The organism is Micromonospora sp. PLK6-60 (genome assembly GCF_019890675.1).
Lineage (GTDB): Bacteria > Actinomycetota > Actinomycetes > Mycobacteriales > Micromonosporaceae > Micromonospora.
In genome coordinates this window covers 18,234-41,928 of record NZ_JAIOAA010000019.1, presented here as the reverse complement: position 1 = coordinate 41,928, position 23,695 = coordinate 18,234, and the positions used below count along the sequence as shown (strand labels likewise).

General features: G+C 74.1%; 25 protein-coding genes. 22 read left to right on the top strand and 3 right to left on the bottom strand.

What is annotated here, in order from left to right:
* Positions 1–4: 4 nt before the first annotated feature.
* Positions 5–874, bottom strand: coding sequence for an ABC transporter substrate-binding protein (locus K7640_RS25855; RefSeq protein ID WP_222957523.1), 870 nt, complete (start codon positions 872–874; stop codon positions 5–7).
* A gap of 131 nt (positions 875–1,005) precedes the next feature.
* Here K7640_RS25855 and K7640_RS25850 point away from each other — a divergent pair, with 131 nt between their 5' ends.
* The 22 genes from K7640_RS25850 (at position 1,006) to K7640_RS30905 (ending at position 22,567) form a co-directional block, all read left to right on the top strand.
* Positions 1,006–1,269 (top strand): phosphoribosyl-ATP diphosphatase, encoded by a 264-nt coding sequence (locus K7640_RS25850; protein WP_088973679.1) that lies wholly within the window; start codon positions 1,006–1,008, stop codon positions 1,267–1,269.
* Positions 1,270–1,314: 45 nt separating this feature from the next.
* Positions 1,315–2,160, top strand: a complete 846-nt coding sequence (gene hisG / locus K7640_RS25845) for an ATP phosphoribosyltransferase (protein ID WP_222957522.1) — start codon at positions 1,315–1,317, stop codon at positions 2,158–2,160.
* Positions 2,157–3,125, top strand: coding sequence for a DMT family transporter (locus tag K7640_RS30660; protein WP_222957521.1), 969 nt, complete (start codon positions 2,157–2,159; stop codon positions 3,123–3,125). The genes hisG and K7640_RS30660 overlap by 4 nt, the downstream gene beginning before the upstream one ends.
* A complete protein-coding gene (locus K7640_RS25835) occupies positions 3,122–3,607 on the top strand; it encodes a PH domain-containing protein (RefSeq protein WP_222957520.1) in 486 nt (161 codons plus the stop codon). The genes K7640_RS30660 and K7640_RS25835 overlap by 4 nt, the downstream gene beginning before the upstream one ends.
* A gap of 357 nt (positions 3,608–3,964) precedes the next feature.
* Positions 3,965–4,615, top strand: a complete 651-nt coding sequence (gene infC / locus K7640_RS25830) for a translation initiation factor IF-3 (RefSeq protein ID WP_222957519.1) — start codon at positions 3,965–3,967, stop codon at positions 4,613–4,615.
* Between the two features lie 18 nt (positions 4,616–4,633).
* On the top strand, positions 4,634–4,828 hold the full coding sequence (gene rpmI / locus K7640_RS25825; RefSeq protein ID WP_091436665.1) for a 50S ribosomal protein L35: 195 nt from the start codon (positions 4,634–4,636) through the stop codon (positions 4,826–4,828).
* 32 nt (positions 4,829–4,860) lie between these two features.
* Entirely contained in the window at positions 4,861–5,253 is a 393-nt protein-coding gene (rplT, locus tag K7640_RS25820) for a 50S ribosomal protein L20 (protein ID WP_222957518.1), read from the top strand.
* Positions 5,254–5,285: 32 nt separating this feature from the next.
* Entirely contained in the window at positions 5,286–6,167 is an 882-nt protein-coding gene (locus tag K7640_RS25815) for an RNA methyltransferase (protein WP_222957517.1), read from the top strand.
* A 169-nt stretch (positions 6,168–6,336) separates the two neighbouring features.
* The gene (gene pheS / locus K7640_RS25810; protein ID WP_222957516.1) at positions 6,337–7,416 is read left to right on the top strand and encodes a phenylalanine--tRNA ligase subunit alpha; all 1,080 of its coding nucleotides are present in this window, start codon (positions 6,337–6,339) and stop codon (positions 7,414–7,416) included.
* Between the two features lie 39 nt (positions 7,417–7,455).
* Positions 7,456–9,999 carry a phenylalanine--tRNA ligase subunit beta gene (pheT, locus tag K7640_RS25805; protein ID WP_222957515.1) on the top strand — a complete coding sequence of 848 codons (2,544 nt, stop codon included), beginning with the start codon at positions 7,456–7,458 and terminating at the stop codon, positions 9,997–9,999.
* 192 nt (positions 10,000–10,191) lie between these two features.
* On the top strand, positions 10,192–11,193 hold the full coding sequence (gene argC / locus K7640_RS25800; protein WP_222957514.1) for an N-acetyl-gamma-glutamyl-phosphate reductase: 1,002 nt from the start codon (positions 10,192–10,194) through the stop codon (positions 11,191–11,193).
* The gene (argJ, locus tag K7640_RS25795) at positions 11,190–12,362 is read left to right on the top strand and encodes a bifunctional glutamate N-acetyltransferase/amino-acid acetyltransferase ArgJ (RefSeq protein WP_222957513.1); all 1,173 of its coding nucleotides are present in this window, start codon (positions 11,190–11,192) and stop codon (positions 12,360–12,362) included. The genes argC and argJ overlap by 4 nt, the downstream gene beginning before the upstream one ends.
* A 53-nt stretch (positions 12,363–12,415) precedes the next feature.
* Positions 12,416–13,297 carry an acetylglutamate kinase gene (gene argB, locus K7640_RS25790; RefSeq protein ID WP_222957512.1) on the top strand — a complete coding sequence of 294 codons (882 nt, stop codon included), beginning with the start codon at positions 12,416–12,418 and terminating at the stop codon, positions 13,295–13,297.
* Positions 13,294–14,607: an acetylornithine transaminase gene (locus tag K7640_RS25785; RefSeq protein WP_222957511.1), complete on the top strand. Its 1,314-nt coding sequence runs from the start codon at positions 13,294–13,296 to the stop codon at positions 14,605–14,607. Before argB ends, K7640_RS25785 begins: the two co-directional genes overlap by 4 nt.
* On the top strand, positions 14,604–15,530 hold the full coding sequence (argF, locus tag K7640_RS25780; protein ID WP_222957510.1) for an ornithine carbamoyltransferase: 927 nt from the start codon (positions 14,604–14,606) through the stop codon (positions 15,528–15,530). The genes K7640_RS25785 and argF overlap by 4 nt, the downstream gene beginning before the upstream one ends.
* A complete protein-coding gene (locus K7640_RS25775; protein ID WP_222957509.1) occupies positions 15,527–16,042 on the top strand; it encodes an arginine repressor in 516 nt (171 codons plus the stop codon). Before argF ends, K7640_RS25775 begins: the two co-directional genes overlap by 4 nt.
* Positions 16,039–17,250, top strand: coding sequence for an argininosuccinate synthase (locus K7640_RS25770; RefSeq protein ID WP_222957508.1), 1,212 nt, complete (start codon positions 16,039–16,041; stop codon positions 17,248–17,250). The genes K7640_RS25775 and K7640_RS25770 overlap by 4 nt, the downstream gene beginning before the upstream one ends.
* Before the next feature lie 8 nt (positions 17,251–17,258).
* Positions 17,259–18,725 (top strand): argininosuccinate lyase, encoded by a 1,467-nt coding sequence (gene argH / locus K7640_RS25765; protein WP_222957507.1) that lies wholly within the window; start codon positions 17,259–17,261, stop codon positions 18,723–18,725.
* Positions 18,726–18,945: 220 nt separating this feature from the next.
* On the top strand, positions 18,946–20,133 hold the full coding sequence (locus tag K7640_RS25760; protein ID WP_222957506.1) for a helix-turn-helix domain-containing protein: 1,188 nt from the start codon (positions 18,946–18,948) through the stop codon (positions 20,131–20,133).
* Between the two features lie 172 nt (positions 20,134–20,305).
* Entirely contained in the window at positions 20,306–20,470 is a 165-nt protein-coding gene (locus K7640_RS25755) for a hypothetical protein (RefSeq protein ID WP_222957505.1), read from the top strand.
* Between the two features lie 52 nt (positions 20,471–20,522).
* A complete protein-coding gene (locus K7640_RS25750) occupies positions 20,523–21,665 on the top strand; it encodes a helix-turn-helix domain-containing protein (protein WP_255609955.1) in 1,143 nt (380 codons plus the stop codon).
* Between the two features lie 68 nt (positions 21,666–21,733).
* Positions 21,734–22,567, top strand: a complete 834-nt coding sequence (locus K7640_RS30905; protein ID WP_222957504.1) for an arginase family protein — start codon at positions 21,734–21,736, stop codon at positions 22,565–22,567.
* A gap of 21 nt (positions 22,568–22,588) precedes the next feature.
* Here K7640_RS30905 and K7640_RS25740 read toward each other — a convergent pair whose 3' ends face one another.
* On the bottom strand, positions 22,589–22,936 hold the full coding sequence (locus K7640_RS25740) for an MmcQ/YjbR family DNA-binding protein (RefSeq protein WP_222957503.1): 348 nt from the start codon (positions 22,934–22,936) through the stop codon (positions 22,589–22,591).
* Between the two features lie 281 nt (positions 22,937–23,217).
* Complete coding sequence (locus K7640_RS25735) at positions 23,218–23,679, bottom strand: DNA-binding protein (RefSeq protein ID WP_222957502.1); 462 nt, start codon at positions 23,677–23,679, stop codon at positions 23,218–23,220.
* Positions 23,680–23,695 lie beyond the last annotated feature (16 nt).

The window sequence follows — 23,695 nt, the reverse complement described above, 5'->3', positions numbered from 1 at the left end:
AGGCTCACGTGAGCTCGGTCGCTCCGGCGGCCTCGGCGAGCCAGGTCTGCTCCAGCTCCTTGAGCGTGCCGGCGTCGGCCAGGTCGCCGACGGCGTCGCTGACGCAGCCGGTGAGCGGGGAGTTCTTGTCCAGCAGCAGCCCGAACGCCTCGGGCGCGCCGACCTGCGGCACCTGGCCCACGATGGTGGCGTCGGTGATCTCGGCGCCGGTGATGTAGAAGGCGGTGGGCAGGTCCACCACCAGCCCGTCGAGCTGGCCGTTCTGCAGCGCCTTCTTGGCGTCGTCGTTGCTGTTGTAGACCTGCGGCGGGACGGCCGGCTTGATCACGTCGGTGATCGCCTGGTAGCTGGTCGTGCCGACCTGGGCGCCGAGCTTGGCGTCCTTCAGTTCGGCAAGCGACTTCTTCCCGGCGATCTTCGAGGACTTGAGCGCGATCACGGTCTGCCGCACCAGGTAGTAGGGCGCGGAGAAGTCGACCGCCCGCTTGCGTTCCTCGGTGATGGAGAACTGGTTGATGTCGAAGTCGAAGGTCTTCGGACCGGGGGCGATGGCGGAGTCGAACTTGACCCGGGTCCAGGTGACGTCCTGGCGGGCGTACCCCAGTTTCTCCGCCACCGCGTAGGCGACGGCGGCCTCGAAGCCCTCGCCGCTGTCGGGCTTGTTGTCCTTGAACCACGGCTCGTACGCCGGCTCGTCGGTGGCGATGGTCAACTTCCCCGGGGTGCGGGTCCGCAGGCTCTCCTTGGCGCAGGCGGCCCCGGCGCTGGTGCCGGTGGCCGTGGGCGTCTCGTCCGGCTCGGGGGCGCAGCCGGCCGCCGCGACGAGGACGGCGGTGGCGGCGGCGAGCGCGGCGATGCGTGAGCGGCGAAGCATGGCCGACAGGGTAGGTCGCGAGGGGCCCGCATCTCGACCCTGTCCCACCTGTTAGGTAGGGAAATCTGGCCGGGGCGCCGCCGCCGGGCCGGGCGCGGCGGCGCCGGGGCCGGCTGGAAGAATCGTCTCCCGTGAAGACGTTCGAGGAGTTGTTCGCCGAGCTGCAGGCCAAGGCCGCCGCCGGCACACCCGGCTCGGGCACGGTCGCCGCCCTGGAGAAGGGGGTGCACTTCGTCGGCAAGAAGGTCGTCGAGGAGGCGGCCGAGTCGTGGATGGCGGCCGAGCACGAGGGGCCGGAGCGTACCGCCGAGGAGATCTCCCAGCTGCTCTACCAGGTCCAGGTGCTGATGCTGGCCAGCGGTCTCGAGCTCAAGGACGTCTACCGACATCTCTGAGTGCCCCCATTCGTTGATCACATTCGATCGAAGGAGCACTCCGTCATGCTGCGCGTCGCCGTACCGAACAAGGGCGCCCTGGCCGAGAAGGCCGCCCAGATGCTGCGCGAGGCGGGCTACCGCCAGCGCACCGACCCGAAGGACCTGGTCCGCCGGGACGAGGACAACGACATCGAGTTCTTCTACCTGCGGCCCAAGGACATCGCCACCTACGTCGGCTCCGGCGACCTGGACGTCGGCATCACCGGCCGGGACCTGCTGATCGACTCGGGCGCGCCGGCCGAGGAGGTCATCGACCTGGCCTTCGGCCGGGCCACCTTCCGCTTCGCCGCCCGCCCCGACGACGTGGACGACGTACGGGAGCTGGGCGGGCACCGGATCGCCACCGCGTACCCCGGGCTGGTCGAGCGGTACCTCGCCGAGCTGGGCGTGAAGGCCGACGTGATCCGCCTGGACGGGGCGGTGGAGAACGCCATCCGGCTCGGCGTCGCCGACGTGGTCGCCGACGTGGTGGAGACCGGCGCCACGCTGCGCCAGGCCGGCCTGGTCGTCTTCGGCGAGCCGCTGCTGCGCTCCTCGGCGGTGCTGGTCCGCCGGGCCAGCGCACCCGGCTGCGCCCAGGCCGACCAGCTGCTGCGCCGCCTCCAGGGGGTGCTGGTGGCCCGCCGGTACGTGATGCTCGCCTACGACGTGCCCGCCGGGCTGCTGGATCGGGCCAGCTCGCTGACCCCGGGCATCGAGTCGCCGACGGTCTCCCCGCTGCACCGGGAGGGCTGGGTCGCGGTGCAGGCGATGGTGCTCCGCGACGACGTGCACCGGATCATGGACGAGCTGTACGAGTTGGGCGCGCGGGCCATCCTGGTCACCAACATCCACGCCTGCCGGCTGTGAGGCCCCTGCCGCCGGCGGTCGCGCTCGTCCTGGTCGTCCTCGGCGGGGTGGCCGCGGCTGCCCAGGGCGTGGTCAACGCCGAGTTGGGCGAGCGGGCCGGCAACCCGGTGCTGGGGGCGGTGGCGAACAATCTCGGTGGCTCGCTGCTGATCCTGTTCGGGCTGGTCGCCCTGCCGTCGATGCGGGCCGGGCTGGCCGCGCTGCGCCGGGCCCGGCTGCCCTGGTGGACGTACCTGGGCGGGCTGGGCGGCGCGGCGATCGTGGTGGTGGGCACGTACGTCGTGCCGGTGCTCGGGGTGGCGGTGTTCACCATCGCCCAGGTGGCCGGCGGCAGCCTGGGCGGCCTGGCGGTGGACCGGGCCGGGCTGGCCCCGGTGGGGCGGCTCCGGCTGACCCTGCCCCGGGTGGGCGGGGCGCTGCTCGGGGTGGCCGCGGTGGCGCTGGCCCAGCTGGGCCGGCCCCTCGGCGACCTGGCGGTCGGGCTGGTGCTGCTGGCGGTGGGCGGCGGCGTGGCGGTGGCGGTGCAGTCGGCGTTGAACGGGCGGCTCTCGGCGGCCGGTACGGCCTCGGCCTCGGTGGCGGTCAACTTCGCCACCAGCACCCCGGTCGTGCTGCTGGCGGCGGTGGCCGCCGGCGTCCTGGCCGGCCCCGCACCGGACTGGCCGCCCGTCTGGTACCTCTACCTCGGCGGCCTGCTCGGGGTGGGGATCGTGGCGGCGCTGGTGGTCGGGGTCCGCGCGATGGGCGTGCTGCGCGCCGGATTGGCCCTGGTCGCCGGTCAGCTCGCCGGGGCGCTCCTGCTCGACCTGCTGCTGCCCGGCGGCGCCGGGTTGCGGCTGCCGGTGCTGGCGGGCGCGGTGCTGACCCTGCTGGCCGTGCTGGTGGCCGGCGTCCGGCCGCGCCGGCCGGCGCCCCGGGTGTCCGCTGAACCCGGCCGGGAGCCGGATGGCAGACTGGTGGGGTGAGTGACGACGACCGGGTCAGCCTGCGGCCCCGCCGGATCCGGGTGGTCTGCTGGGCGGGGGCGATCGCCCTGCTGGTGGTCTTCAGCCTGGTGGCCACCTCGCTGACCGGCCCGACCGGCAGCGGCTTCGGCACCTTCCAGCGCGGCGACCAGTTCGCGATGATCGGCCTGGGCGTGCTCGGCGCGCTCGGCATCCTGCTGTTCACCCGCCCCCGGGTGGTGGCGGACGCCCGTGGTGTCCGGGTGCGCAACATCATCGGCTCCTACGAGCTGCCCTGGGAGGTCGTCCGGGGTGTCCGGTTCGACCGGGGCGCCCCGTGGGCCAGCCTCGAACTGCACGACGACGACCTGCTGCCGATGGTCGCCCTCCAGGCGGCGGACAAGGAGCTCGCCGTCGAGGGGGTCCGGGCGCTGCGCCGGCTGCACCAGGCCCACCTCGGCGTGCCCGCCGAGACCGCCGCCACCCCCGAACCCGGCCACTGACCGGTCCCACCGGTCGGCTGACTGCCGGCGGGTGGGCTGCCCCGGTTTGGGACCCAGGTCGCCGGGGGTGTAGTCTTACGGAGTCGACCAGACTGCCCCCGTGTTTCACGAGCGGGCGGTCGTTGAAGTGGAGCGCCTGCTCCCACCCGAGTCGCCGCACGGCGGCCGGGTCCGGTCACCGGTTCCGGGGACATCCCGGTCCCGGATGCGCGACCATGAGGTCGTGCCGACCGGTCGAGTGGGCCCTGGCATGCGCCGGGGCCTTACTGCTTTCCGGGTCGCTCCCACCCGGGAGCCCACGGGGTCGGCACCGCAGGAGACTCGACTCGAGGAGGCCCCATCAGCGTCGAACCACGCGTGAACGAGCAGATCCGGGCACGTGAGGTCCGACTGGTCGGTCCTGAGGGTGAGCAGGTGGGCATCGTCCCGCTGGAGCGCGCCCTGCAGCTGGCCGCGGACGTCGACCTGGACCTGGTCGAGGTTGCGCCGATGGCGCGCCCGCCGGTGTGCAAGCTCATGGACTTCGGCAAGTTCAAGTACGAGAGCGCACTCAAGGCGCGCGAAGCGCGGCGTAACCAGCAGCAGACCGTCATCAAGGAGATGAAGCTCCGGCCGAAGATCGACCCGCACGACTACGAGACCAAGAAGGGTCACGTGGTGCGGTTCCTCAAGGCCGGCGACAAGGTCAAGGTGACGATCATGTTCCGCGGTCGCGAGCAGAGCCGCCCGGAGCTGGGTTACCGGCTCCTGCGCCGGCTCGAGTCCGAGATCACGGACCTGGGATACGTCGAGGCCGCGCCGAAGCAGGACGGCCGAAACATGATCATGGTTCTCGCTCCGCACCGGGCCGTGAAGGCCTCCGCGGTCGCCGCGACGGCGTCCCGTGGTGGGCCTCGGGAACGGGTCGCGGAGGAGTCGACCGCCCCGGCAGGTGGCGAGACCCCGGCGGCCGGCGAGTCCGCAGCAGCCGGTGAGACCGGCACGACCGCTGACACCAGCGGCCAGTAACAGGGAGAGACGTTCCACATGCCGAAGATGAAGAGCCACACGGGTATGGGCAAGCGGGTCAAGGTGACCGGCAAGGGCAAGATCGTTGCCCAGCAGGCCGGCCTCCGCCACAACCTGGAGAAGAAGGCCTCCACCCGGACCCGGCGGCTGACCGGCACGGTCGAGCTGGCCAAGGCCGACGTCAAGCGAATCAAGAAGCTGCTCGGCCGCTGACGCGCGCCACCTGAACCGAAGAAGGAGTTGAGATGGCACGCGTCAAGCGGGCTGTGAACGCCCAGAAGAAGCGTCGTACCCTGCTGGAGACCGCGAGCGGTTACCGCGGTCAGCGCTCCCGGCTGTACCGCAAGGCCAAGGAGCAGGTGCTGCACTCGATGCAGTACTCCTACCGGGACCGTCGCGACCGCAAGGGCGACTTCCGGCAGCTCTGGATCCAGCGGATCAACGCCGGCGCCCGGGCCAACGGGCTCACCTACAACCGGCTGATCCAGGGCATGCGCCTGGCCGGCATCGAGGTCGACCGCAAGATCCTGGCCGACCTGGCCGTCAACGACGCCGCGGCGTTCGCCGCGATCGTCGAGCTGGCCCGCGCCGCCGTGGCGGCCGAGGGCACCGGTGGCGCCGCGGCCCAGGCCGCCTGAGTCACCCGTACCGACAGATCGAGGCGTCTCCCATGCCGTCACCACCGCGCGGGAGGCGCCTCGACGCTGTCTCCGGCCCGTTCACCCCGCGTACCCCCAGGGTCGTCGCGGCCCGCCGGCTCCAGCGCCGCCGGGACCGGGACGCCGCCGGCCGGTTCCTGGCCGAGGGGCCGCAGGCCGTCCGGGAGGCGCTGGCCCGCGCCGGCACCGTGGTCGAGCTGTTCGGCACCCCGGCCGCCCTGGACCGGTACGCCGACCTCGCCGCGACCGCCGCCGGGGCGGACATCCCGGTCTCCGAGGTGACCGACGAGGCACTCGCCGCGCTCGCCGAGACCGTGGCCCCGCAGGGCCTGGTCGCCGTCTGCCGGCACCTCGACGTACCCCTGGAGCGGGCCCTTTCCCGCGGGCCGCGGCTGGTGGCGGTGCTCGCCGAGATCCGCGACCCGGGCAACGCCGGCACCGTGCTGCGCACCGCCGACGCCGCCGGGGCGGGCGCGGTGGTCTTCGCCGGCGACGCGGTGGACCCGTACAACGGCAAGTGCGTGCGGGCCTCCGCCGGCAGCCTCTTCCACGTCGACGTGGTCCGCGCCGCCGACCCCCTCGCGGTGGTCGCGGGGCTGCGGGCCGGCGGGCTGTCGATCCTGGCCACCACCGGGTACGGCGACGCCGACCTGGACGACCTGGCCGACGCCGGCCGGCTGGCCGCCCCCACCGCCTGGCTCTTCGGCTCCGAGGCGCACGGGCTGCCCCCGGCGCTCACCGAGGCCGCCGACGAGCGGGTCCGGGTGCCGCTGCACGGCCGCGCCGAGAGCCTGAACCTGGCTGCGGCGGCGGCGGTCTGCCTGTACTCTTCGGCGAGAGCGCTGCGCCGACCCACGGTCGCGCGGCACACAACAGGGGAGTCCGTCACGTGATGAACGCGCCACGGCGTTCGTTTAGCCAGCCCGCCGGTGCCGGCGGGCGGCGGGCCTGACCTGCTTCCTGCGAACCTCCCACCGGCGGGCTGCGGCACAGCCGCGCGTCCGTAGACTCGCCTAGCCGCCCGGAAGGGCCGGCGCCGCCGTGAGGGAGTGCCCGTACGCCATGAGCTACCGCAACGATCCGTACGATCCGAAGCAGGTCGCCCTGCTCGACCCGGCCGCCCTGGCCGAGGCCGTGGCCGACGCCGAGCAGGCGTTCGCCGCCGCCGCCGATCCGGACGCGCTGACCGCGCTGCGCCCCGCACACCTCGGGGACCGTTCGCCGGTGTCGCTGGCCCGCCGCGAGATCGGCGCGCTGCCGCCGGCCGCGAAGTCCGACGCCGGCAAGCGGGTCAACGAGGCCCGCCGCGCCGTCGAGGCCGCGTACACCGCCCGGCAGGAGGTGCTGGAGCGGGAGCAGGCCGCGCGGGTGCTGGTCGAGGAGCGGGTCGACGTGACCCTGCCGTACGACCGCCGGCCGCGCGGGGCCCGGCACCCGCTGGCCGTGCTGATGGAGCAGATCAGTGACCTGTTCGTCGGGATGGGCTACGAGGTGGCCGAGGGGCCCGAGGTCGAGCTGGAGTGGAGCAACTTCGACGCGTTGAACATCGGCGCCGACCACCCGGCGCGCGGGCTGATGGACACCTTCCACATCGCCGCGCCGCCCGGCGCGGACGGCTCCGGCCTGGTGCTGCGTACGCACACCTCCACCGTGCAGGTGCGCACCATGCTCAGCCGCCGGCCGCCGATCCACGTGATCGTGCCCGGCCGGGTCTACCGCACCGACGAGGTCGACGCGACGCACAGCCCGGTCTTCCACCAGGCCGAGGGCCTCGTCGTCGACAAGGGCATCACCATGGCCCACCTGCGCGGCACGCTGGACCACTTCGCCCGGGCGATGTTCGGCGAGGGGGCGAAGACCCGCTGGCGGCCGCACTACTTCCCGTTCACCGAGCCGTCGGCCGAGTTCGACGTGTGGTTCCCGGAGCACCGCGACGGCCCGCAGTGGGTCGAGTGGGGCGGCTGCGGCATGGTGAACCCGCGGGTGCTGCGCGCCTGCGGCATCGACCCGGAGGTCTACTCCGGATTCGCCTTCGGGATGGGCATCGAACGCACGCTGATGGTCCGGCACGGGGTCAGCGACATCCGCGACCTGTTCGAGGGCGACGTGCGGTTCACCCGGGCGCTGGGCACCGGGGCGTAGGCGATGCGGGTACGGACAACGGAGACGGTGGTCTGAGTCATGCGAGTTTCTGTCAGTTGGCTGCGGGAGTACGTCGACCTGCCCGACCTGCCCACCGGCGACCTGGAGCAGGCGCTCGTCGACCTCGGCATCGAGGTCGAGTCGATCGTGGACCTGCGGGAGACGGTCACCGGGCCGCTGGTGGTCGGCGAGGTGCTGGAGATCGAGGAGCTGACCGGCTTCAAGAAGCCGATCCGGTTCTGCCGGGTCGACGTCGGCGACGCCAACGGCACCGGCGAGCCGCAGGAGATCGTCTGCGGGGCGCGCAACTTCGCCCCCGGTGACCGGGTGGTGGTGATCCTCCCCGGCGGCGTGCTGCCCGGCAACTTCGCCATCGGCGCGCGCAAGACGTACGGGCGCAACTCCAACGGCATGATCTGCTCGGCCAAGGAACTGGGCCTGGGCGACGACCACTCGGGCATCATCGTGCTGCCCCCGTACCTGCCGGCCCGGCCGGGTGACGACGCGCGGCCCCTGGTGGGGCTCGACGACGTGGTGCTGGAGCTGGAGATCACCCCGGACCGCGGCTACGCGCTGAGCCTGCGCGGGCTGGCCCGGGAGCTGGCGCACGCCCTCGGCGTCGGTTTCCAGGACCCGGCCCAGCGGCCCGTGCCGGGGGCCACCGCCGAGCCGGCGTGGCCGGTGGAGGTGCGCGACCCGGTGGGCTGCGACCGGTTCGCGGCCCGGCTGGTGCGCGGCGTCGACCCCACCGCGGCCACCCCCGAGTGGATGCGGCAGCGGCTCACCGTCGCCGGCATCCGCAGCATCTCGCTGCCGGTCGACATCACCAACTACGTGATGCTCTGCCTGGGGCAGCCGATGCACGCCTTCGACGCCGACCGGATCAGCGGCCCGCTGGTGGTCCGCCGGGCCGAGGCGGGGGAGAAGCTGACCACCCTGGACGGTGTGGCCCGGACCCTGTCCGACGAGGACCTGGTGATCTGCGACGACACCGGGCCGATCTCGCTCGCCGCGGTGATGGGCGGCGAGACCAGCGAGGTGGTTGCCGGCACCACGAACGTGCTCTTCGAGGCCGCGCACTGGGATCCGGCCACGGTGGGCCGTACCGCCCGGCGGCACAAGCTGTTCAGTGAGGCCGCGAAGCGGTGGGAGCGGGGCGTCGACCCGGCGCTGCCGCTGGTCGCGCTGGACTTCGCGGTGGGCCTGCTGCACGCCAACGGCGGTGGCACCGCCGGCGCGGAGATCCTGGACATCGACCACGTCCGGCCGCGTACGCCGGTGGCGCTCCCCGCCGACCTGCCGTCCCGGCGGGTCGGGGTGAACTACCCGGCCGACCGGGTGGTGGCCCTGCTGGAGCAGGTGGGCTGCACCGTCGTGCGGGGCGCCGACCGGCTGGCGGAGGACCCGGGCGAGGTCGGCGTGCCCGCCGGCGACGGCGAGGTGCTCAGCGTGACCCCGCCGAGCTGGCGGCCCGACCTGACCGATCCGGCCGACCTGGTCGAGGAGGTGGTCCGCCTCGACGGCTACGACCGGGTGCCGTCGGTGCTGCCGGCCGCGCCGGCCGGCCGTGGCCTCACCTGGCAGCAGCAGCGCCGCCGGGCGGTCGCCCGGTCGCTGGCCGAGCGGGGGTACGTCGAGGTGCTGTCCCACCCGTTCGTCTCGACGGAGCTGGCCGACCAGCTCGGCCTGCCGGCCGACGACCCGCGCCGCCCGGCGGTGCGGCTGGCGAACCCGCTGTCGGAGGAGGAGCCGCTGATGCGGACCTCGCTGCTCGGGCCGCTGCTCGGCACCCTCAAGCGCAACATCGGGCGGGGCCAGCGGGACGTGGCGATCTACGAGATCGGCGCGGTGTTCCACCCGCGTCCCGGCGCCGGCGCCCCGCCCGCGATGGGGGTGGACCGCCGCCCGACCGACGAGGAGTTCGCCGCCGCCGACGCGGTGGTGCCGGACCAGCCGCGGCACGTGGCCACGGTGACCGCCGGTGACCTCGAACCGGCCGGCTGGTGGGGCGCGGGCCGTCCGGCCGGCTGGGCCGACGCCGTGGCGGCCGGCCGGGACGTCCTCGCCGCCGCCGGCATCCCGGCCGACCGGGTCACCGTCCGGGCCGCCGAGCACGCCCCCTGGCACCCCGGCCGCTGCGCCGAGCTGCTGGTGGACGACGAGGTGGTCGGTTACGCCGGCGAGCTGCACCCGGTGGTGCTGGCGACCCTGGAGCTGCCCCGGCGCACCAGCGCCATGGAGCTGAACCTGGACGCGCTGCCCGCCGCACCGCTGGTGGCCGGTCCGGTCATCTCGACGTTCCCGCCGGCGCTGATCGACGTGGCGCTGGTGGTGGACTCCTCGGTGCCGGCGGCCGAGGTGCAGCGCACCCTGGTCGAGGGGGCCGGCCCGCTGCTGGAGGACGTCCGGCTCTTCGACGTGTACGCCTCCGCGCAGCTCGGCACGGGCCGCAAGTCGCTGGCGTACAAGCTGACGTTCCGGGCCCCGGACCGGACGCTCGCCGGCGAGGAGGCGGTGGCCGCCCGGGACGCGGCGGTCGCCCTCGCGGCGCAACGCTTCGGCGCCACCCTCCGCGGCGCCTGACGTGTAAGGAGGGGCCCCCTGTTAACGCATTTTGTATAGCAGGGGGCCCCTCCTAACACCGGTGTCCGGGTCGCACGACTGCGGAGCGGGTGACCCGGATCGCACTGACAACTTCATACAGCCGTCTGCATGACCTTGCATTAGCGGGAGCCGTCTCGGTATCCTTCGTTGCATAGTCATGCGGAGGTGAGTATGGGTATCCGAGTCGCGGTCGCGGGTGCGAGCGGCTACGCCGGCGGCGAGCTGCTGCGCCTGCTCGCCGGGCACCCCGAGTTCGACCTCGTCGCCGCCACCGCGCACTCGCGGGCCGGTCAGCCCGTCAGCGCCGTACACCCGCAGCTCGTCGGCCTGGACCTGGTCCTCGGGGTGACCGAGCCGGCCGCCCTGGCCGACGCGGACCTGGTCTTCCTGGCCCTGCCGCACGGCGAGTCGGCCGCCCTGGCGGCGGCCCTGCCGGAGTCGGCGAAGGTGGTCGACCTGGGCGCCGACCACCGGCTGCGCGACGCCGCCGGGTGGGTCCGCTACTACGGCGGCGCGCACGCCGGGGCCTGGACCTACGGGCTGCCCGAGCTGCCCGGCCAGCGGGCGGCGATCGCCGCCGCGACCCGGGTCGCCAACACCGGCTGCTACGCGGTCGCCATCACCCTCGCGCTCGCCCCGCTGATCGCCGCGGGCGCGGTGCACCCCGCGGACGTCGTGGTGGTCGCCGCCTCCGGCACCTCGGGTGCCGGCCGGGCGGCCAAGGCGCACCTGCTCGGCAGCGAGGTGATGGGCGACCTGTCGCCCTACAAGGTCGGCGCGCACCAACACGTGCCGGAGATCAAGCAGGCCACCGGCGCGACCGGCCTCTCCTTCACGCCGGTGCTCGCCCCCATGCCGCGGGGCATCCTCGCCACCGTCACCGCCGTGCCGACCGGCGACGGCGACCCGCGCGAGATCCTCGCCGCGGCCTACGCCGACGCCCCCTTCGTGCACCTGCTGCCCGAGGGAACCTGGCCGCACACCGCCGCCACCGCCGGCGCCAACTCGTGCCACCTCCAGGCCACCGTCGACGTCGACTCCGGCCGGGTGATCGTGGTCAGCGCGATCGACAACCTCGGCAAGGGCGCCGCCGGTCAGGCGGTGCAGAACGCCAACCTGATGTGTGGCCTGCCCGAGACCTCCGGCCTGCCGGTGTTTGGAGTTTCCCCATGACCGTGACCACCCCTCGGGGCTTCCGGGCGGCCGGGGTCGCCGCCGGCCTCAAGGCCGCCGGGGCGGCCGACGTCGCGCTCGTCGTCAACGACGGGCCGGACGCCACCGTCGCCGGCGTCTTCACCACCAACCGGGTGAAGGCCGCGCCCGTGCTCTGGACCCAGCAGGTCGTCCGGGGTGGGGTGGTCCGCGCCGTGGTGCTCAACTCCGGCGGCGCGAACGCCTGCACCGGCCCCGCCGGCTTCCAGGACACCCACGCCACCGCCGAGCACACCGCCGCCGCGCTCACCGGCAGCACCGCCCGGCTGATGCTCGGCGCGGGCGAGGTGGCGGTCTGCTCCACCGGGCTGATCGGCGAGCGGCTGCCGATGCCCGCCCTGCTCTCCGGCGTACGCCAGGCCGTGCGCCGGCTCTCCCGCGACGGCGGCGCGCCGGCCGCCGAGGCGATCATGACCACCGACACCCGGCCGAAGACCACGGTGGTCCGGAGCAGCGGCTGGACCGTGGGTGGGATGGCCAAGGGCGCCGGCATGCTGGCCCCGGCCATGGCCACCATGCTCTGCGTGCTCACCACCGACGCGGTGGCCGGGCCGGAGGCCCTGGACGCCGCGTTGCGCGCCGCCACCCGGGTCACCTTCGACCGGGTCGACTCCGACGGCTGCATGTCCACCAACGACACGGTGCTGCTGCTGGCCAGCGGCGCGTCCGGCGTGGCGCCGACCGAGGCGGAGCTGACCGCCGCGGTCACCGCCGCCTGCCACGACCTGGCCCAGCAGTTGATCGCCGACGCCGAGGGCGCCACCAAGCAGGTCGCCATCGAGGTGGTCGGCGCGGCGAGCGAGGACGACGCGGTCGAGGTGGGCCGGTCGGTGGCCCGCAACAACCTGGTCAAGACCGCGTTGTTCGGCAACGACCCGAACTGGGGGCGGATCCTCGCCGCCGTGGGCACCACCGCCGCCGCCTTCGACCCGGACGGGGTGGACGTCGCGGTCAACGGCATTTGGGTGTGCCGGGGCGGGGCCGCCGCCGAGGACCGCGCCAAGGTCGACCTCACCGGCCGGGACGTCACCATCCGGATCGACCTGCACGCCGGCGACCAGGCGGCGACGATCTGGACCAACGACCTGTCGCACGCGTACGTGCACGAGAACTCGGCCTACTCATCGTGAGCGCGAGGAACGCAGCGCAGCGGAGTCCCGCAGTCGCGAACAACGGCGGCACGGTGAGCCCCGATCTCGCCCTCGCCCAGACCAAGGCCGCGACGCTGATCGAGGCCCTGCCCTGGCTGGCCCGGTTCTCCGGGGCCACCGTCGTGGTCAAGTACGGCGGCAACGCCATGGTCGACCCCGACCTCCAGCGGGCCTTCGCCGCCGACATGGTCTTCCTGCGGTACGCCGGCCTCAAGCCGGTGGTGGTGCACGGCGGCGGTCCGCAGATCTCCGCCATGCTGGGCCGGCTCGGCATCGACAGCGAGTTCCGCGGTGGCCTGCGGGTCACCACGCCCGAGGCGATGGACGTGGTCCGGATGGTGCTGGTCGGGCAGGTGGGCCGGGAGCTGGTCGGCCTGGTCAACGCGTACGGGCCGTTCGCCGTCGGCCTCTCCGGCGAGGACGCCGGCCTGTTCACCGCGGTGCGCCGCCCGGCGTACGTGGACGGGGAGCCGGTGGACGTCGGGCTGGTCGGTGACGTGGAGTCGGTGAACGTCTCCGCGGTGACCGACCTGATCGCGGCCGGCCGGATCCCGGTCATCTCCACGGTCGCGCCGGACGCCGACGGGGTGCTGCACAACCTCAACGCCGACACCGCCGCCGCCGCGCTGGCCGTCGCCCTGGCCGCGCGCAAGCTGGTCGTGCTCACCGACGTGCCCGGCCTGTACGCGGACTGGCCGGACACGGCCAGCCTGGTCAGCGAGATCACCGCCGACGAGCTGGCGAAGCTGCTGCCGTCCCTGGAGTCCGGGATGGTGCCGAAGATGGAGGCCTGCCTGCGGGCGGTGCGCGGCGGAGTGCCCGCCGCGCACGTCGTCGACGGCCGGGTCGTCCACTCCACGCTGCTCGAGGTCTTCACCTCGGAAGGGTTCGGAACGATGGTGATCGACGGATGAGCACGCTGGTGCAGCGCTGGCAGGCGACCATGATGGACAACTACGGCACCCCGCCGCTGGCGCTGGTCTCCGGCGCCGGCGCCGTCGTGGTCGACGAGGCCGGCCGGGAGTACGTGGACCTGCTCGGCGGCATCGCCGTCAACGCCCTCGGCCACGCCCACCCGGCCGTGGTGGCCGCCGTCAGCCGGCAGGTCGCCACCCTCGGGCACGTGTCGAACCTGTTCGTCGCCGAGCCGCCGGTGGCCCTGGCCGAGCTGCTGCTGGCCCTGGCCGGCCGCCCCGGCCGGGTCTTCCTCGCCAACTCGGGCGCCGAGGCCAACGAGGCGGCCTTCAAGCTCTCCCGGCTGACCGGCCGCACCCAGGTGGTCGCCACGGTGGGCGGCTTCCACGGCCGGACCATGGGCGCGCTGGCGCTCACCGGCCAGCCCGCCAAGACCGACCCGTTCCGCCCGCTGCCCGGCGACGTCACCCACGTCGGGTACGGCGACGTGGCGGCCCTGGAGGCGGCCGTCAGCGACGCCACCGCCATGGTGATCCTGGAGCCGATCCAGGGCGAGCACGGCGTGGTCGTCCCGCCGGCCGGGTATCTGGCGGCGGCGCGGCGGATCACCGCCCGGCACGGTGCGCTGCTGGTGCTCGACGAGGTGCAGACCGGCATCGGCCGCACCGGTCACTGGTTCGCGCACCAGGCCGAGGGCGTCGAACCGGACCTGGTCACCCTCGCCAAGGGGCTCGGCGGCGGCCTGCCGATCGGCGCCTGCCTGGCCTTCGGCCGGGCCGCCGACCTGCTCACCCCCGGCTCGCACGGCACCACCTTCGGCGGCAACCCGGTCAGCTGCGCCGCCGCGCTCGCGGTGATCGCGACCATCGCCAACGAGGGGCTGCTCGACCACGTCAAGCGGATCGGGGAGCGGCTGCGGCGGGGGATCGAGGCGCTCGGGCACCCGCTGGTGCGCGAGGTACGCGGCGCCGGCCTGCTGCTCGGCGTGGTGCTCACCGCCCCGGTCTCCGGCGCGGTGGCCGACGCCCTGCGCGCGGCCGGCTTCCTGGTCAACCCGGTGCAGCCCGGCGTGGTCCGGCTCGCCCCGCCGCTGGTCCTGACCGCCGCGCAGGCGGAGGCGTTCCTCGCCGCCCTGCCCGCCGCGCTCACCGCCGCCGCGCCGACCGACGCGCCCGCCTCGGCGCCGACCGCCGTGGCCGACGCGCCCGTGCCGACCGCCGTGGCCGACGCGCCCGTGCCGACCGCCGTGGCCGACGCGCCCGCCGGGCCCGCACCGACCACCACCAGCCGCACGGAGGCCCCCGCATGATCCGCCACTTCCTGCGCGACGACGACCTGACGCCCGCCGAGCAGTCGGCCGTGCTCGACCTCGCCGCCCGGATGAAGGCCGACCGGTACGCGTACAAGCCGCTCGACGGGCCGCGGTCGGTGGCGGTGCTCTTCGACAAGCAGAGCCTGCGCACCCGGATCTCCTTCGACGTCGGCATCGCCGAACTCGGCGGCCACCCCCTCGTGGTGGACACCCAGGTGACCCACTTCGGGCGGGGCGAGACCCTCGGCGACGCGGGGCAGGTGCTGTCCCGCTACGTCGCCGCGATCGTGCTGCGCACCCACGGCGACGACCGGATCGCCGAGGTCGCCGCGCACGCGACCGTGCCGGTGGTCAACGCGCTCACCGACACCTACCACCCGTGCCAGCTGCTGGCCGACCTGCTCACCGTGCGGGAGCGGTGCGGCGGCACCGCCGGGCGGACCCTGGCGTACGTGGGCGACGCGGCGAACAACATGGCCCACTCGTACCTGCTGGCCGGCGCGACCGCCGGGATGCACGTCCGGGTCGCCGGGCCGGCCGGGTTCCAGCCCGACCCGGAGATCGTCGCCCGGGCCGAGAAGATCGCCGCGAGCACCGGCGGTTCGGTACGCGCGCTCACCGACCCGGTCGAGGCGGTCCGCGGCGCCCAGGTGGTGGCCACCGACACCTGGACCTCGATGGGCCAGGAGTCCGACGGCCTGGACCGGACCACCCCGTTCCGGCCGTACCAGGTCGACGACGGGCTGCTCGGCCACGCCGCGGCCGACGTGATCGTGCTGCACTGCCTGCCCGCCCACCGGGGCGAGGAGATCACCGACGAGGTGCTCGACGGGCCGCGCAGCGCGGTCTTCGACCAGGCGGAGAATCGGCTGCACGCCCAGAAGGCGCTGCTGACCTTTCTCCTGGAGGCCTCCTCATGACCGCCCCGCTGACCCGCGCCGCGCGGCACGCCCGCATCGTCGAGCTGATCCGCGCCAAGGCCGTCCACTCCCAGCCCGAGCTGGCCGACCTGCTCGCCGGTGACGGCATCCAGGTCACCCAGGCCACCCTGTCCCGGGACCTGAAGGAGCTGGGCGCGGTGACCGCGCGCGGCGGCGACGGGCGGGGCGTCTACCTGATCCCGGAGGACGGCCACCGGCCGCTGCGCGACGCCGAGGCCGCGCCGGCCCGGCTGGTCCGGCTGCTGCGCGAGCTGCTCAACGGGGTCGACTCCAGCGGCAACATCGCCGTGCTGCGTACCCCGCCGGGCGCAGCCCAGTACCTGGCCAGCGCGTTGGACCGAGCGGGCCTGCCCGAGGTCGTCGGCACCATCGCCGGCGACGACACCATCCTCGTCGTGGCCCGCGAGGCCGACGGCGGCGCCGCGTTGGGCGACCAGCTCGCCGCGTGGGCCCGCCGGGAAGAAAATGTTGAAGGGAGCACCACACCATGACCGAGCGGGTCGTCCTTGCGTACTCCGGAGGGTTGGACACCTCCGTCGCCATTCCGTACCTTGCCGAGCAGACCGGCGCCGAGGTGATCGCGGTCGCGGTCGACCTCGGGCAGGGCGGCGAGGACATGAACGTCATCCGGCAGCGCGCCCTGGACTGCGGCGCCGTCGAGTCGGAGGTGATCGACGCGCGCGACGAGTTCGCCGCCGAGTACTGCCTGCCGGCCATCCGGGCCAACGCCCTCTACATGGACCGCTACCCGCTGGTCTCCGCGCTGTCCCGGCCGCTGATCGTCAAGCACCTGGTGACCGCCGCGAAGAAGCACGGCGGCACGATCGTCTCGCACGGCTGCACCGGCAAGGGCAACGACCAGGTCCGCTTCGAGGTCGGCCTGGGCGCGCTCGCCCCCGACCTGAAGATCATCGCGCCGGCCCGGGACTTCGCCTGGACCCGGGACAAGGCGATCGCCTTCGCCGAGGAGAAGGGGCTGCCGATCGACGTCACGGCCAAGTCGCCGTACTCGATCGACCAGAACCTGTGGGGCCGGGCCGTGGAGACCGGCTTCCTGGAGGACATCTGGAACGGCCCGATCGAGGACCTGTACGCGTACACCGCCGACCCGGCGCAGGAGCGCGACGCCGACGAGGTGGTCATCACCTTCGACGCCGGCGTGCCGGTCGCCGTCGACGGCGAGACGGTCACCCCGTACCAGGCGATCCTGGAGCTCAACCGGCGCGCCGGCGCCCAGGGCGTCGGCCGGCTCGACATGGTCGAGGACCGCCTCGTCGGCATCAAGAGCCGCGAGGTGTACGAGGCGCCCGGCGCGATCGCCCTGATCACCGCCCACCAGGAGCTGGAGGCGGTCACCGTCGAGCGGGACCTGGCCCGGTTCAAGCGCGGCGTCGACCAGCGCTGGGGCGAGCTGGTCTACGACGGCCTCTGGTTCTCGCCGCTGAAGAACTCCCTCGACGCGTTCATCGACGATGCCCAGCGGCAGGTGACCGGCGAGGTGCGCCTCACCCTGCACGGCGGGCGGGCCGTGGTGACCGGCCGGCGCTCCGAGGCCAGCCTCTACGACTTCGGGATGGCCACCTACGACACCGGCGACACCTTCGACCAGTCCCTCGCCAAGGGCTTCGTGCAGCTCTGGGGCCTGCCGAGCAAGATGGCCGCCGCCCGGGACGCCCGGTTGGGCGGGCCGCAGTCTTGACCTTCACAATGGGTGGGGTGGACGACAAGAGCCTGACCGAGAACAGCGCCGCCACCAACCGGACCAGCCTGTGGGGAGGCCGGTTCGCCGGCGGCCCGGCCGAGGCCCTGGCCCGGCTGTCGGTGAGCGTCCAGTTCGACTGGCGCCTCGCCCCGTACGACATCGCCGGCTCCCGGGCGCACGCCCGGGTCCTCGCCGGCGCCGGCCTGCTCGACCCGGAGGAACTCGGCCGGATCCTCGCCGCGCTGGACGACCTGGAGGCGGCCTGCGCCTCCGGGCAGTTCCGGCCCACCGTCGACGACGAGGACGTGCACACCGCCCTGGAACGCGGCCTGCTGGAACGGCTCGGCAGCCTCGGCGGCAAGCTGCGCGCCGGCCGGTCCCGCAACGACCAGGTCGCCACCGACCTGCGGCTGTATCTGCGCGACCACGCCCGGGGGGTGGCCGGTCGGCTGGTCGAGCTGGCCGAGGCCCTGGTCGAGCAGGCCGAGCGGCACGTCGACACCGCCGCCCCCGGCATGACCCACCTCCAGCACGCCCAGCCGGTCACCTTCGGGCACTGGCTGCTCGCCCACGTGCAGCCGCTGCTGCGCGACCTGGAACGGCTGCGCGACTGGGACGAGCGGACCGCGGTCAGCCCGCTCGGCGCGGGCGCGCTGGCCGGCTCGGGGCTGCCGCTGGACCCGGTGGCGGTGGCCAAGGAGCTGGGCTTCCGGACGTCGTTCGCGAACTCGATGGACGCGGTGGCCGACCGGGACTTCGTGGCGGAGTTCCTCTTCGTCACCGCGATGATCGGCGTGCACCTGTCCCGCCTCGGCGAGGAGGTGGTGCTCTGGACGTCGCACGAGTTCGGCTGGGTCGAGTTGGACGACTCGTTCGCCACCGGCTCGTCGATCATGCCGCAGAAGAAGAACGCGGACATCGCCGAGCTGGCCCGGGGCAAGTCCGGCCGGCTGGTCGGCGGGCTGATGAGCGTGCTCACCATGCTCAAGGGCCTGCCCATGACGTACGACCGGGACATGCAGGAGGACAAGGAGCCGGCCTTCGACGCGGTCGACACCCTGGAACTGCTGCTGCCGGCGCTGGCCGGAATGATCTCCACGATGACGGTACGCGTCGAGCGGCTGGTCGCCGCCGCGCCGGTCGGCTTCTCCCTCGCCACCGAGGTGGCCGACTGGCTGGTCCGCAAGGGCGTGCCGTTCCGCGACGCGCACGAGATCACCGGCCGGCTGGTGGCGCTCTGCGTGGCCCGGGACTGCGCCCTGGACGAGGTGTCCGACGCCGACCTGGCCACGGTCAGCGAACACCTCGACCCGCCGGTGCGTGACGTGCTGTCGGTGCGCTCGGCGCTGGCCGCCCGGATCACCCCGGGCTCCACCGGGCCGGGGCCGGTCGCCGACCAGCTCGCCGCCGCGGCGGACAAGCTGGCCGGCTGGCGGGACTGGGCCGCCGAGCGGGTCGTACCGGGACGATGAGAGCCGGCCGCGGCGCCGCTCGTCGGCGCCGCGGTCGCGGCGGGCACGGCCACGCCTTGCCGCATCTCGGGCCATCCGAGCGTCGGAACACCCCAGTCTGCCGCATTTCGCCACCCGCTTCGGGTTGCACAGTGTCCCGAGGCCGCAGCTCGATGTACTCTGCGTAGCGCCGGTGTCGCAAACTGTCCTGCTCACTTGCTGCTGCCCGGGAGCGTTGCCCGTGTCGCACGTCGATCCGCGCTTCGGAGCCCAGCTGCGCGCGCTTCGGGTTGAGCACGGGTTGTCCCTGCGAGCGCTCGGGCAGCTCGCCCACCGGGGCAAGAGCCACCTGCACGACCTGGAAACCGGTGCAAAGGCTCCCACCTCGGAGACGGCCCGGCACCTTGACGAGGTGCTCCGGGCCGGCGGAGCACTGGCCCGACTTGTCGACCAGCCCGTCAACCACGACGCCGAGGCAGCTGAGTTGCTTGCCAGGGTTCGGGCCAGCGACGTGAGCACCGAGACGCTCGATCGGATCGAGGCGGGTGTGGACGACCTGGCGAGTGCGTATGCGACCACCCGGCCGGGCGAGTTGTTGCCGATGGTCCGGCGGCAGCTGGTCTATGTGGGTCGGCTGCTCGACTCCCGTGGCACGTTGACGCAGCGACGACGGCTCATCGTTGCCGGAGGCTGGTTGACGGTACTGCGGGCGACCGTGCACATCGACCTCTTGCAGCGCGCCGCGGCCGGTGCACACCTGAACGCTGCCATGGCGCTTGCGGAGCACGGTGAGCATCCGGAGATCCAGGCGTGGTGCCTGGAGACGCGGGCATGGGACCGGCTCACCCAGGGCGACTTCCGACGAGCCCTCGATCTTTCCCAGCAGGCGCAGCGGGTCGCCCCTCCTGGTAGCTCGGCGCACATCCAAGCGACGGCCCAGGAGGCGCGGGCCTGGGCGCGACTTGCCGACGTGCGTCGTACTCGTGCTGCGCTGGATCGGCTGGACCGGTTGACGGCGAACCTGCCGGTGCCGGATCGGGCGGAGCACCACTACCGGTACGACCCCACGAAGGCGTTGGCGTACACCGCTACGACGCTGTCCTGGGCGGGCGACCCGGCGGCCGAGCAGATCGCTCGGGCCACCCTCGGCGAGCTGGATCCGCGTGGTGACGGCGGTGACCGTCCGCGGCGCTCCGCTTCCGCGCGTCTGGATCTGGCCATGGCGCTGCTGGCCGCTGATCAGCCGGACGAGGCTGGCGTCGTCGCTGCCGACGCGATCCGCTCCGGTCGAGTGGTGCCGTCCAACTGGTGGCGGGCACGCGAGGTGCTGCGGCGGGTCGAACGTACCGGAGCCGCAGAGGCGTCAATGCTGGGCGAGGTCTACGAGGCGCACCGTCCCCCGTCGGTGGCGGACAGCACGCAGGGCTAGCGGACAGCCGGTGACTTCACGTAACCGCGTCCTCGCCCGATGCTATGGACAGGGGTCGGGAGCAGCACAAACAGACCGTCGGAGACGGTTACGCGCCCGCCCGTAGCCGAGTGCGACGGCAATTGGGCCCTGGCCGGATCAGACCGTCGTGCCCCTGTCAGTGGAGGCGACGATGAGCGGCCAGGACAACGCCGACGCGCCCGGTAGGGGCGACCAGATTGAGGCCGCCGAACGGGAGGCGGCGAGACAGCGGCTGCTCGCCCAGGCCGAGGCGGAGCGGATTCCGGTGGAGGAGACGACGCGGGCGGTGCCGGACCGGCGGTGGCGTCGTGGGTAGTGAGTCGTTGCCGATCGGACGGCGGGTGGCGTACTGGCGTTCTCGACGCCGGATGTCCCAGCAGGTGTTCGCCGACCGGCTTGGGAAGTCGAAAAGCTGGGTGGACAAGGTCGAGCGTGGTGCCCGGTCGCTCGACAAGGTGTCCACCATCGCGGAGATCGCCGCTGTTCTCCGGATCGACCCGGCGATTCTGCTGGAGCGCGACGTTCCACCAGCTGACCCGGTTGAGCGGGCCGACGGCGTGCAGCGGATCCGCGCGGCGCTGTCGACGTACGAAGTGGCTCTGCGGCAATGGGGGACCGGCCGGGATGTGCTTCCGGCGGCGCAGGTCGCCGCCGGCGTCGAGCATGCCTGGACGACCTACCAACACGCGCGGTACCCGCAGCTGATCAAAGGGCTGCCGGAGCTGGTGATCGCGGCGCAGCATGCCTATGTCCGCGATCCCGTGGCCGGGCGGGTGTCCCTGGTGGAGGCGTACCGGGTGACGGCGTCGCTGCTGGTGAAACTCGGTGAGACCGAGTTGGCCTGGCTCGCCACCGACCGGGCGATGACGATCGCCACCGGGGACCGGGTGCTGGTGGCCGCCGCGGCGGTGCAGCTCGGGCAGGTGTTGCGTGATGACCGGGCGCGTTCGGCGATGTCGACGATGCGGGCCGTCGCGTACCGCATCGCCCCGCCGGACCTTGACCGCGGCCCGGCGGCCCACCTCTCGCTCTGCGGCACGCTGCTTCTCCAGGGTGCTCTCGCGGCGGCCCGGCACGGCGACGCCCAGGCCGCGGCGGGACTGATCGACGAGGCGACCGACCTGGCGGCGCGGGTGGGCGACGGCCACGACCACCACCGGACCGGCTTCGGGCCCACCGCGACCGCAGCGGCGCGTACCCTGGCGGCGGTGGAGCTCGGTGATGCGAGCGAGGCGCTGGCCTGGCACGAGAAGACGGTCGGCAGCGATGGCTGGCGGTGGCTGCCGCCGGAACACCGCGCCGCCCACCTGGTCGACGCCGCGCGCGCCCACCTTGAGGCAGACGACCCGGCCGCCGCCGGGCGGCTTCTCCTGGAGGCCGAGCGCGGCGCTCCGGCGGAGGTGCGGCATCGGCCCGCCGCCCGCGAGTTGCTTGCCCAGCTGGTGTGCAAGCCGGACGCGCCGAGCGCGGTCATTCCACTCGCAGCCGCGCTTCGGGTGTCAGCGAGGTGACCCCCATTGTTCCTGGCGCCAACACGCCGGCTGGCGGGATCGGACTGTCGAGCGGTCGTACCGAAGCGGTGCCGACGGCGGGCGGGGCCGGCGCGGCCGAGCGGGTCGCGCTGGTCCGCTACCAGGGGCCGGCGGGCGACCACAACGACCGGGCGGTGCCGGGCGCCGCGCGGGTGGCCGACGAGCTGGCCCGGCGGCTCCGGCTGCCGGTGACGGTGGTCGGTACGCCGCGACCGGCGGCACCGGCCCGCTGGGACGTCGAGCTGCCGGTCGCGCTTCCCGCGCTGCGTGAGCTGGCGGCCACCCACGATGCGATCCTGGCGGCCGACCGGGTGCCGGTGGCCGCCCTCACCCGGTGCGCGGCGGCCCTGGCCACCCTGCCGGTGCTGGCCCGGCACCGGCCGGACGCCTGCGTGGTCTGGTTCGACGCGCACGGCGACCTGAACGTCCCGGACGCCAGCGCCAGCGGCTACCTCGGCGGGATGGTGCTCTCCGCCGCCGCCGGCCGCTGGGAGTCCGGCCTCGGCGCCGGGCTGGAGCTGGGCAACGTGGTGCTGGCCGGGGCGCGCGACCTCGACCCGGACGAGCGGCGGCTGGTGGCCGACGGGACGGTGGCCCTGGCCGGGGTGGGCGCCGACCTGCCCGCCCGGCTGCGACAACTCGTCCGGGGCCGACCCGTCTACGTCCACCTCGACTGCGACGTGCTCGAACCCGGCCTGGTGCCGACGGACTACCGGGTGCCCGGCGGGCTGAGCCTGGCCGACCTGGCCGGCGCCGCCGCAGCGCTCGCCGAGCACGAGATCGTCGGGGTGGAGATCGCCGAGTTCGAGGTCGCCGCTGACGCGGGCACGGCCGACGCCGGCCCGCTGCTCGACGCGCTGGCCCCGCTGCTCGCCGGCTGAGCGGACCCGGGCGGGCGGGGCTCAGGGCCGCTCCCGGCGCGGCAGCCGGGCCACCACCGCGTCGTACGAGCCGTCGACCGCGTCGCGCAGGTCCTCGGCCGGGATCGCGCCGTCCAGCCGCAGCGCGTTCCAGCCGTACCGGCCCAGGTAGGGGGCGGCGGTGGCGTCGCCGGGGAAGCGGCGCAGCCACTCGTCGGCCTCCTCCCGGTCCGGCCCGCACTTGGCCCAGACCCGGGGCTCGCCGTCGGGCGCGCCGAGGAAGGCGAAGATCTTGCTGCCCACCTTGGCCACCTCGTCGGCCTCCCACGGCCGGTCCAGCCAGGCGCCCGGCTTGGCCAGGCAGTACGCCAGCAGTTCCGCGCGGTTCATGCATCCTCCCGTCGAAGCGAGCCTCGCCGGACAGTCTGCCGGCCACCCCCGACACCCAGCTCCGATCCGCCGGCCAGGCGGACCACCGCGCCGTTTGGGACCACGTTGCCGATTCGCGCCGGTCGACAGCGGTGCGCGTCTTGCCGCGTCCTGCGCCTACGCCGCCCCGGGGGTGCGCGTCTTGCCGCACGCCGCGCCCCACCGAGGTACCACCGCGCCCCTGCCGAGGGGCCGGTGTGCTGGCGCGGGGCGGACTGTCGGCCACCCGGCGGCCGGGGCGGTCAGCTCGTCCGGGCGGCCAGCCGTTCGTATCGCTGCTTGGCCGCCTGGGCGCTGCCCAGGCCCAGGCCGAAGGCGATCGCCTGCCAGGTGAGCCCGCGGGCGCGGGCGATGCTGAGCAGGCCCGCCTCGAGCGCGTCGACCTCGGCGCGCAGGTGGGGGAGCAGGGTGAGCGCGGCGATCACGTCCGCGCCGTCGACGGGCTCCTCGCCGGCGGCCAGCTCGGCCCCGCCGGCGGCGAGCGCGGTGACCACGGTGACCGCCTCCCAGGGGTCGGCGACGTACGGGTTGGCCTGCCGGTGCCGGCGGTCGGGGGTGCCGGCGTGCCGTTCGGTGATCCGGTGCAGGGCCGCGTAGGTGCGCTCGGCCCGCGCCCGACCGGCGTCCGGGGCAGCAAACGCGTCCGGGTCAGCAGAGGCGTCCGGGGCGGTGAAGGCGTCGGGAGCAGCGGAGGCGTCGGTCATGGACCCACCTCACCAC

Excerpts from the sequence above, each read along its gene's own strand:
- K7640_RS25855 (WP_222957523.1), bottom strand. The coding sequence starts at position 874 with ATGCTTCGCCGCTCACGCATCGCCGCGCTCGCCGCCGCCACCGCCGTC.
- K7640_RS25750 (WP_255609955.1), top strand. The coding sequence starts at position 20,523 with ATGTCCCAGCAGGTGTTCGCCGACCGGCTTGGGAAGTCGAAAAGCTGG.
- pheT (WP_222957515.1), top strand. The coding sequence starts at position 7,456 with ATGCGAGTTTCTGTCAGTTGGCTGCGGGAGTACGTCGACCTGCCCGAC.
- K7640_RS25755 (WP_222957505.1), top strand. The coding sequence starts at position 20,306 with ATGAGCGGCCAGGACAACGCCGACGCGCCCGGTAGGGGCGACCAGATT.
- argC (WP_222957514.1), top strand. The coding sequence starts at position 10,192 with ATGGGTATCCGAGTCGCGGTCGCGGGTGCGAGCGGCTACGCCGGCGGC.
- K7640_RS25775 (WP_222957509.1), top strand. The coding sequence starts at position 15,527 with ATGACCGCCCCGCTGACCCGCGCCGCGCGGCACGCCCGCATCGTCGAG.
- K7640_RS25735 (WP_222957502.1), bottom strand. The coding sequence starts at position 23,679 with ATGACCGACGCCTCCGCTGCTCCCGACGCCTTCACCGCCCCGGACGCC.
- argH (WP_222957507.1), top strand. The coding sequence starts at position 17,259 with ATGGGTGGGGTGGACGACAAGAGCCTGACCGAGAACAGCGCCGCCACC.
- K7640_RS25770 (WP_222957508.1), top strand. The coding sequence starts at position 16,039 with ATGACCGAGCGGGTCGTCCTTGCGTACTCCGGAGGGTTGGACACCTCC.
- K7640_RS25785 (WP_222957511.1), top strand. The coding sequence starts at position 13,294 with ATGAGCACGCTGGTGCAGCGCTGGCAGGCGACCATGATGGACAACTAC.
- K7640_RS25740 (WP_222957503.1), bottom strand. The coding sequence starts at position 22,936 with ATGAACCGCGCGGAACTGCTGGCGTACTGCCTGGCCAAGCCGGGCGCC.
- pheS (WP_222957516.1), top strand. The coding sequence starts at position 6,337 with ATGAGCTACCGCAACGATCCGTACGATCCGAAGCAGGTCGCCCTGCTC.
- argF (WP_222957510.1), top strand. The coding sequence starts at position 14,604 with ATGATCCGCCACTTCCTGCGCGACGACGACCTGACGCCCGCCGAGCAG.
- hisG (WP_222957522.1), top strand. The coding sequence starts at position 1,315 with ATGCTGCGCGTCGCCGTACCGAACAAGGGCGCCCTGGCCGAGAAGGCC.
- K7640_RS25815 (WP_222957517.1), top strand. The coding sequence starts at position 5,286 with ATGCCGTCACCACCGCGCGGGAGGCGCCTCGACGCTGTCTCCGGCCCG.
- rpmI (WP_091436665.1), top strand. The coding sequence starts at position 4,634 with ATGCCGAAGATGAAGAGCCACACGGGTATGGGCAAGCGGGTCAAGGTG.
- rplT (WP_222957518.1), top strand. The coding sequence starts at position 4,861 with ATGGCACGCGTCAAGCGGGCTGTGAACGCCCAGAAGAAGCGTCGTACC.
- argJ (WP_222957513.1), top strand. The coding sequence starts at position 11,190 with ATGACCGTGACCACCCCTCGGGGCTTCCGGGCGGCCGGGGTCGCCGCC.